1 protein-coding gene is annotated in these 1648 nt (G+C 38.5%); it reads right to left on the bottom strand.

What is annotated here, in order from left to right; genetic code table 11:
* Nucleotides 1-341: 341 nt before the first annotated feature.
* A complete protein-coding gene (locus ACTNB3_RS17740; RefSeq protein ID WP_103656244.1) occupies nucleotides 342-1556 on the bottom strand; it encodes an IS256 family transposase in 1215 nt (404 codons plus the stop codon).
* Nucleotides 1557-1648 lie beyond the last annotated feature (92 nt).

The following is a 1648-nucleotide window of genomic DNA, read 5'->3' as shown; positions in this document are numbered from 1 at the left end:
GAGGGCGTAAATAGTTTTGTGTCTATGAAGGCTGAATCCTTCTGATTAAGAATTAGATATGTAATATTTTGCCGTCGAATTTATGGATTTATTGTTGTCGAATTTATCTTTGTATCTATAGTATTACCACTTGGATAAATTCTATACATTGGTTTTTAATTTTTTGCATGACAAATAAGGCATCGTATTTATTGCTTTTTTTGTGGGCTCTGCCCACACCCGACCTCTGGAATATAATCAGGAAAATCTGGCAATAATACTAATGCCGACGGAATAAAAGGAAAGCGGGAATGGCAGATTATTTTAGCATCTTCATTCCTGCTTTTTCTTTTTTATTGTTTTTACAGATATTTTGTGAGCCGCTCTCCATATAAGACAATCAGCTGGTTTAATACCTGATCCCAGTTCCGATATCTCTGCGTCCATTTTTTGACTACATTTTCACTGGCAAGGTACAGCATTTTTTCCAGGGATGCATCACTTGGAAATACACTTTTGGTCTTTGTTACTTTTCGGTACTGGCGGTTCAATCCCTCAATGATATTCGTCGTGTACATGATGCGTCTGATATCATTTGAAAACTGGAAAAAGGAACTGACATCTTCCCAATTATTTTCCCAGTTGCTGATCGCATAAGGATATTTCTTTCCCCATTTTTCTTTCACATTTTCAAGTTCTGACAAAGCTGCAGTTTCATTTGGCGCATTATATACTGCTTTAAAATCGGAGGAAAACTTTTTCAGGTCATTGTAGTTTACATATTTAAAAGAATTACGCAGCATATGGATGACACATCGCTGGATTTCTGCCTGCGGATAAACTGCCTGGATGGCTTCTTTAAAGCCTGGAAGTCCATCTACACAGAAGAAAAGGACATCATTTACTCCACGATTCTTCAGATCGTTAAGCATTCCGAGCCAGAACTTGCTGGTTTCATTAGCCCCTACTGTGATACTGAGTATATCTTTGTAACCTTCCACGGTAACACCAAGAACAACGTAAGCAGCACGGCTTAAAATCCTGCCATCCTCCCGGACTTTGTAATGGATACAGTCCATAAAAACAAAGGGATAAACCGGATTCAATGGACGGGTCTGCCATTCCTTTACCTGTGGAAGGATCTTATCCGTGATCTTACTGACCATTTCTGCTGACAATTCAATGCCATAAAGATCCTGAAGCTGATCATGGATGTCTCTGGTACTCATACCACGAGCATATAAAGAGATCACTTTTTCTTCGATTCCGGAAATATCTCTCTGGTATTTGGGAATCAGTTTTGGCTCAAATTCACCGTTGCGGTCTCTTGGTACATCGATTTGAAATTCACCATACTGGCTTTTTAAGTTCTTTGTGGAATGTCCATTTCTTTTATTGTCGGTCTGTACATCTCCCTTATGGTTTTTCTCGTAACCAAGGGTCGCATCCAGTTCTGCCTCCATCAGTTCCTGAAGGATATCTTTGAAGCTGTCTTTCAGAAGTGTGTATACGTCTGCAACGCTACTAATGTTGTTTTCTGAGATAATCTGTCGAATTTGTTCCTTTGCAACTGGCATAAAAATACTCCTTTTCGATAAAAATTGTCATATCTGAATTCTTACCAAAAAGGAGCCATTTTTTTCAAAAACACAAAATATTTTACACTACC

The sequence above is a fragment of the Bariatricus sp. HCP28S3_D3 genome (assembly GCF_052065755.1).
GTDB lineage: Bacteria > Bacillota > Clostridia > Lachnospirales > Lachnospiraceae > Allocoprococcus.
Note: the sequence above shows the minus strand (reverse complement) of the source record. Positions and strands in the feature narration are given on the sequence as shown.